Genomic DNA, 275 nt, shown 5'->3' with positions numbered 1-275 from the left:
GTGACAGCAAACACGCAAGAGGAAGACGAGACTGAGGATACTGGTCAGGCCAGCACGCCTCAACTCGATAGGCTTGAAAAGCTGGCTCAAGCGGCTGCCACTGCGGCCCAGGCGAAGCAATGGCGGGCACGCAAGAACGGCATGCAGCAGCAAGATGAACCCTCGGAGGTGCGCAACCTCAGTCATGATGCGCAAGCGAGGGCTCGCGCTGAAGAAGCGATGCGTCTGATGATGGCGAAGCCACAAAGCAAACGCCGGAGCCGGTGACGATCAGT

Annotated in this window: 1 protein-coding gene; it reads left to right on the top strand. The window is 59.6% G+C overall.

Features of this window, described 5'->3' with window-relative positions; translation table 11 throughout:
* Positions 1 to 267 (top strand): hypothetical protein (locus tag KBI52_RS00355; protein WP_210804738.1); only part of this gene is annotated, 267 nt, incomplete at its 5' end.
* Positions 268 to 275 lie beyond the last annotated feature (8 nt).

The organism is Microvirga sp. HBU67558, from assembly GCF_018069605.1.
Lineage (GTDB): Bacteria > Pseudomonadota > Alphaproteobacteria > Rhizobiales > Beijerinckiaceae > Microvirga > Microvirga terrae.
This window is presented reverse-complemented; position numbering and strand designations above follow the sequence as displayed.